Annotated in this window: 3 protein-coding genes; all 3 read left to right on the top strand. The window is 43.4% G+C overall.

Features of this window, described 5'->3' with window-relative positions:
- Positions 1–3: 3 nt before the first annotated feature.
- Entirely contained in the window at positions 4–1857 is a 1854-nt protein-coding gene (locus PCY12_RS03190) for a proline--tRNA ligase (RefSeq protein ID WP_173225195.1), read from the top strand.
- A 431-nt stretch (positions 1858–2288) separates the two neighbouring features.
- Positions 2289–4097, top strand: coding sequence for a glutamine--fructose-6-phosphate transaminase (isomerizing) (glmS, locus tag PCY12_RS03195; protein ID WP_301351479.1), 1809 nt, complete (start codon positions 2289–2291; stop codon positions 4095–4097).
- Positions 4098–4868: 771 nt separating this feature from the next.
- Positions 4869–7386, top strand: a 2518-nt coding sequence (locus PCY12_RS03200) for a DUF1542 domain-containing protein (RefSeq protein WP_301351481.1), incomplete at its 3' end; no start/stop codon positions are given.

Raw genomic sequence — 7386 nt, forward strand, 5'->3', positions numbered from 1 at the left:
ATTATGAAACAAAGTAAAATGCCTATCCCAACGCTTCGCGAAATGCCAAGCGATGCTCAAGTTATCAGCCATGCTCTTATGTTGCGTGCTGGTTATGTTCGTCAAGTCTCAGCAGGTGTTTATTCTTACCTACCACTTGCCAACCGTGTGATTGAAAAAGCTAAAAACATCATGCGCCAAGAATTCGATAAGATTGGTGCCGTTGAGATGTTGGCTCCTGCCCTCCTCAGTGCAGAATTGTGGCGCGAATCAGGTCGTTACGAAACTTATGGTGAGGACCTTTACAAACTAAAAAACCGTGAAAAATCAGACTTTATCCTAGGTCCAACTCACGAAGAAACCTTTACAGCTATTGTCCGCGATTCTGTTAAGTCTTACAAGCAATTGCCACTCAACCTTTACCAAATCCAACCTAAGTATCGTGATGAAAAACGCCCACGTAATGGACTTCTTCGTACACGTGAGTTTATCATGAAGGATGCTTATAGCTTCCACGCTAACTATGATAGCTTGGACAGTGTTTATGATGAGTACAAGGCTGCTTATGAGCGAATTTTCACTCGTAGTGGCTTAGATTTCAAGGCTATCATCGGTGACGGTGGAGCCATGGGTGGTAAGGACAGCCAAGAATTTATGGCCATTACACCTGCTCGTACAGACCTTGATCGCTGGGTTGTCTTGGACAAGTCAGTTGCCTCATTTGACGAAATTCCTGCAGAAGTACAAGAAGAAATCAAGGCAGAATTGCTCAAATGGATGGTTTCTGGTGAAGATACCATTGCTTACTCAAGTGAATCTAGCTATGCGGCCAACTTGGAAATGGCAACAAACGAGTACAAACCAAGCAACCGTGTTGTCGCTGAAGAAGAAGTGACTCGTGTTGCAACTCCAGATGTTAAATCAATTGATGAAGTTGCAGCCTTCCTCAATGTTCCAGAAGAACAAACAATTAAAACCCTCTTCTACATGGCAGATGGTGAGCTTGTTGCAGCCCTTCTAGTTGGAAATGACCAACTCAACGAAGTCAAGTTGAAAAACCACTTGGGAGCAGATTTCTTTGACGTTGCAAGTGAAGAAGAAGTGGCGAATCTTGTTCAAGCAGGATTCGGTTCACTTGGACCAGTTGGTTTGCCAGAGAATGTTAAAATCATTGCAGACCGTAAGGTGCAAGATGTTCGCAATGCAGTTGTCGGTGCTAACGAAGATGGCTACCACTTGACTGGTGTGAACCCAGGTCGTGACTTCACAGCAGAATATGTGGATATTCGTGAAGTGCGTGAGGGTGAGATTTCACCAGACGGACAAGGTGTTTTGAACTTTGCGCGTGGTATCGAAATTGGTCACATCTTCAAACTCGGCACTCGCTATTCAGCAAGCATGGGAGCAGATGTTTTGGATGAAAATGGCCGTGCTGTGCCAATTATCATGGGATGTTACGGTATCGGTGTCAGTCGTCTACTTTCAGCAGTGATGGAGCAACACGCTCGCCTCTTTGTTAACAAAACGCCAAAAGGTGAATACCGTTACGCATGGGGCATCAACTTCCCTAAAGAATTGGCACCATTTGATGTGCATTTGATTACTGTCAATGTCAAGGACGAAGAAGCGCAAGCCTTGACAGAAAAGCTTGAAGCAAGCTTGATGGGAGCTGGTTATGAAGTCTTGACAGATGACCGTAACGAACGTGTCGGAGTGAAATTTAGCGATAGTGACTTGATTGGATTGCCAATCCGTATCACTGTTGGGAAGAAAGCAGCCGATGGCATCGTAGAAGTCAAGATTAAAGCGACTGGTGACACCATCGAAGTTCATGCAGATAACGTGCTTGAAACGCTTGAAATCCTCAGCAAGAAATAAAAACTATAATCAGAAGAAAAACAGAGGCTAGGCAAAACTCAATTTGAGGAGAAAATTCAGTAAATCTTTCCATGGTAAAAGGCATCATATCAAGGTTGTGTACACCTGACATAATGCGTTTTTATAATTTTGAAGCCTTTTTACCCAGCCTCTTTATGGCTTGGCTGAGTTAGAAGAAGGGTCGTCTGAAGAAATCAGGGCACTGGTTCAAGGAATTAAGCGATAATAATGGATTTTAAAAAGGACTCTGACTGATTAACCTAATTGGTCAGAGTTTTTTTGCTTATAGGAGCTTAATTTGAACTATACCAATTTTTACTCTTGACAAGTGAAAGAAACAAGTATATACTGTTTTTGCTGGTTCTATAAAAGAGAAATCAGACTATACCAATTTTAAGGAGAAAGCACAGCTGGTCTGTGTCGTATATACTATGTGTGGAATTGTTGGTGTTGTTGGAAACACAAATGCAACTGATATTTTGATTCAAGGGCTTGAAAAGCTCGAATACCGTGGCTATGATTCTGCGGGGATTTTTGTCCTAGGTGGTGCTGAAAACCATCTAGTCAAGGCTGTTGGTCGTATCGCAGAATTGTCTGCTAAGACAGCTGGTGTTGAGGGAACAACTGGTATCGGACATACTCGTTGGGCAACTCACGGGAAACCAACTGAGGACAATGCTCACCCACACCGCTCTGAGACAGAACGTTTTGTCTTGGTTCACAATGGGGTCATTGAGAACTACCTTGAAATCAAGGAAGAATACCTTGCAGGTCACCACTTCAAAGGGCAAACAGATACGGAAATCGCCGTTCACTTGATTGGAAAATTTGCGGAAGAAGACGGTTTGTCAGTTCTTGAAGCCTTCAAAAAAGCCCTTCACATCATCCGTGGTTCTTATGCTTTTGCCTTGGTTGACTCACAAAATCCTGAAGTCGTCTACGTAGCTAAAAATAAATCACCACTTTTGATTGGTCTTGGAGAAGGCTATAACATGGTCTGCTCAGATGCTATGGCTATGATTCGTGAGACCAACCAATATATGGAAATTCATGACCAAGAGCTGGTAATCGTCAAGGCTGATAGCGTGGAAGTTCAAGACTATGATGGCAACAGTCGTGAACGTGCTAGCTACACTGCGGAGCTTGATTTGTCAGATATCGGTAAGGGAACTTATCCTTACTACATGCTCAAGGAAATTGATGAGCAACCAACTGTTATGCGTAAACTCATCCAAGCCTACACAGATGAAGCTGGTCAAGTAGTGGTAGATCCAGCTATCATCCAGTCTGTTCAAGACGCAGACCGTATCTACATCCTTGCAGCTGGAACATCTTACCACGCAGGATTTGCTTCTAAGAAGATGCTGGAAGAATTGACAGATACACCAGTTGAACTTGGAATCTCATCTGAGTGGGGCTACGGTATGCCACTTCTCAGCAAGAAACCACTCTTCATCTTTATCAGCCAATCTGGTGAAACAGCGGATAGTCGTCAGGTTTTGGTTAAGGCTAATGAAATGGGAATCCCAAGTTTGACAGTGACAAATGTCACAGGTTCAACTCTTTCACGTGAAGCTAACCATACCATGCTTCTTCATGCAGGTCCTGAAATTGCCGTGGCATCAACTAAGGCTTATACAGCGCAAATCGCAGCCCTTGCCTTCCTAGCAAAAGCAGTCGGAGAAGCAAATGGCAATGCCAAAGCGCAGGCCTTTGATTTGGTTCATGAGTTGTCAATCGTAGCTCAGTCTATCGAATCAACTCTTTCAGAGAAAGAAGACATTGAAGCCAAGGTTCGTGATCTTCTTGAAACAACTCGTAATGCCTTTTACATCGGACGTGGTCAAGATTACTACGTAGCTATGGAAGCAAGCCTTAAACTCAAAGAGATTTCTTACATCCAGTGTGAAGGCTTTGCGGCAGGAGAACTCAAGCATGGAACTATTGCCTTGATTGAAGAAGGAACACCTGTCTTGGCACTCTTGTCAGATCCAGTCCTTGCCAACCATACTCGTGGAAATATCCAAGAGGTCGCAGCCCGTGGTGCCAAGGTTCTCACTATCGCAGAAGAAAATGTAGCCAAAGATACAGACGACATCGTTCTTACGACCGTCCACCCTTACCTCTCACCAATCTCAATGGTCGTACCAACACAATTGGTCGCTTACTTTGCAACCCTCCACCGTGGCCTCGATGTGGACAAACCACGTAACCTTGCCAAGTCAGTAACGGTAGAATAAGCTAAAAAAGTCTAGTTATCTAGGCTTTTTCTTGTGGTACGACTTATCCCTTGAGGTCGGTCGCTAGAAAGAGAGAACGACAGATTGAAGTAATACTATAGTGAAATGAAATAAAAACAGGACAAATTAATCAGGACAGTCAAATTAATTTCTAGCAATATTTTAGAAGTCAATACGTACTATTCTAGTTTCAATATACTATGCTTCGTTATTGGGCGCTTACACTTGATTTGCTTCAGGTGGTTTTTATACTCTTCCAAAATCTCTTCAAACCACATCAGCGTCGCCTTGCCGTAGGTATCTTACTGACCAAGCTAGTGATGGACTTAGAATAGGTGGTTTGGAGCGTCCTAGCGGCTAGGAAATGCTGATAATAGGCTAGGGTGTAACACTCAACGGGTTTATCTAGCTGATAGAGAGGGGATTACTATAAAATACTCAGGCTTCTATCATATATTTTGAAACGATTGTGTAATCAAAATGAAACAATATTGTAATATTAGTACAGAAGATGTTGTGCATGGATAAACATATCATAACTGCTGTTTCTCTATGTAAAAAGAAGGTGGTGTCAAAAGGTTTTATTTGTATGCGCATATATATATATATATAATGTCGCTTTTTCCTTGTCTTTCCTGACTCTATCTTGTCAGAGAGGGGGTTGATTTGTATGTCAGAAATGTTAGTATATGATTGATGTATTATTGTCTGTCGGCTTTTTGCGCGCTTTCTAAGCTCGGGGAAGCTCTCAGGCGAGGAAAGGATTCACTTATGTTTAAGAAAAAGAATGATGGTAATGGAGAGAAAATTTTCCGTTATTCCATTCGTAAATACCATTTTGGGGCTGCTAGCGTTGCGGTTGCGGCTCTGATGTTCTTTGCAAATGGGGTGCAAGCGCAGGCACCTGCAGTATCTTCGGCAACAGCCAGTGATGTAGTTGCTGGATCTGCTGGAACACCAGATGAGGATAAGCAGGACTCAGATGGGGAAGAGCCAGAGAAGGTCTCTCAGACTGAACCGTCGGCTGAGCTCCAGTCTACAGGGGAGTCAAACTCTCCAGAGACTAAAATCGAGGACGCTAGTAAGGGGCAGGAAACAGCTGGCCTTGCTCCTACCAAACCAGAGACGAAGCCAGCTGCTCAAGAAACTTCTCAAGGAGGAGCAGTAAAAGAGCAAGACCAGGCTATATCTGCCGCTGATACGACAGTGGCAAAAAGTACCCAAGGCAATCTGCAAGCTTTGTTGGAAAAACTAACTCTTAGCTCCATGAAAGCGCTCCACGATGAAGTGGAAGCAGGTCTAGCAGCAGCTAAGGCTGTCTTAGAAAATCCAAAAGCGACGCAAGCGCAAGTTGATGAGCAAGTAAGACTGATGGAAGACCTAATTCGTCGTGTTAATCAAGTCTTGGAGCCATCGCAACCAAAATTGACAGACTTGGGAGAAGCAGGTTCGACAAATAATAAGCTTGTCGAACCAAACGGAACTGCAACTGAGCAAGCAACTGGTGGAAAGCGTCGTAAAAGAGGGGGAGTGACCGAGCCTGGAACAGTTGCAAACCAAGTCAGTCCAACTGATGCAGGAAAGGAGAGGGCTCCTGAAGCTAGCTCTCAATCTACTCCACGAGAACTCCCAACCTACACCAATACGACAGAAGGTGAAAACGGCGTCTACGGACTAAAAAAGGAATTGGAGGATATCACCAAGGAACTCCGACGGTACGGAGCGTCGGAAGATAAGATCCAAGCAGCAAAAGCAGCTGCTGATAAGTTTAATGAAGCCTTCTCTAAGGGAGATACTATCGACCAAGAAGACTTTGATGCTGCTTTGGTAGATCTTAAAAAATCCCGAGACCTGATCGAAGGAGTGCTGGAAGAAAAATATGGAGAAGAGACTACAGTTGAAGGAGTAACTCCTCAACCACGTGATGGTGGCTACTCTGACTTTCGTAGTGCTAACTATAGTGGAAGGTCTGCAAGGGCGGCAAATCCATTAGATCGACTTGAAAGTTACATTGAAGACGGTAAGTCGGGGGATAAGACCTACGATAGATACACCTATGTTTTTTACTCTAATAAAATATGGTACGACAATTCGACCAAGAAGGTCTCTGAAGCAAAAACTTATATTCTGGCAAAAGTAACTCCTACACAGGATGGTTTCCGTTGGGAGCTACAGATAAATAATGGACATAGACAAATACCTGGAACAGGTGTTTGGCTTACGATCCCTTCGGGGCAAGAATATAAGCAAGGTTCAGATAGTATTAGTATTACTCGCAAAGGTGGTGGCACTACTGCTGTATCTTCTAATGCTGGGGATTTACTTTCCCTTCTAAAACACTCTGCAACAGGATTTAGTAATCAGACTAAAGGAACAGTTAGTAATACCGGTATCGATAGAAGACGTAGTCCAAAAAAACTACCAGTAGCAACCTTTGATGATTTAGCTCGTCATGGTGTGGGAAAGATCCAACCATATCAGAGACAAGGTGAACCTCAAGAAATGCAAAACCAATCAAACGAAAAATTTCACACAATAAATAATAGTAGTTCGGATTTATATTATTTCTCGCTGGGAGATAATGACAATAGTTACAAAATAACTTTCGAGACTAGAGGGAATAACGATATCAAAAAACTTGACTATGCTGTAGGTTTGAGAGGAAACTCTGGGAACTGGACTTTCCTTGTCAATCAGTGGCATAGTAGAACATATAATGAGACAAAAGATGATGCCAAGGATGACATAGAGCGAGCGAGACAACGTAAAAATGATAGTCTTGGTAAGAATGGAAACCTTTCGTCTGTAGAGCAAAATAGTGCTACTGGTAAAGTTAATACCTATGCACGAGAGGCAAAACGCGAGATTGACAATGCCAACAGCTTTATTGAGGTGGATGATGCCTTGACACGGGGGTTGGGAAATATCAACGGCGTCAACCCAGTCGGTCGCGAGTTAGCTAATAACGCGATTGACGAGAAGAAACGGACTCAAGATGGTCTGATTGATAACAACCAAGATTTGTCTCCAGCCGAGAAACAGAAGGCTAAAGAGGCGACTAAGTCAGCAGCGGACAAGGCTAAAGAAGCGATTAAGAACGCGGCGGATCAAGCAGGCGTTAACAAAGCGAAGGGCGATGGCGTCACAGAGATTGGTAAAGTCAACCCAGTCGGAAAAGAACTCGCGAAGCAAGCCGTAACGGCTAAACAAACTGCCAAAGAAACTGAGATTACGAATAACAACAAGCTTTCTGACAATGAGAAGACCAAAGCAAAAGCCGAAATCAAGA

It is taken from the genome of Streptococcus sp. SPS1 (genome assembly GCF_030439915.1).
In the GTDB taxonomy this organism is placed as follows: Bacteria; Bacillota; Bacilli; order Lactobacillales; family Streptococcaceae; genus Streptococcus.

Excerpts from the sequence above, each read along its gene's own strand:
- PCY12_RS03190 (WP_173225195.1), top strand. The coding sequence starts at position 4 with ATGAAACAAAGTAAAATGCCTATCCCAACGCTTCGCGAAATGCCAAGC.
- glmS (WP_301351479.1), top strand. The coding sequence starts at position 2,289 with ATGTGTGGAATTGTTGGTGTTGTTGGAAACACAAATGCAACTGATATT.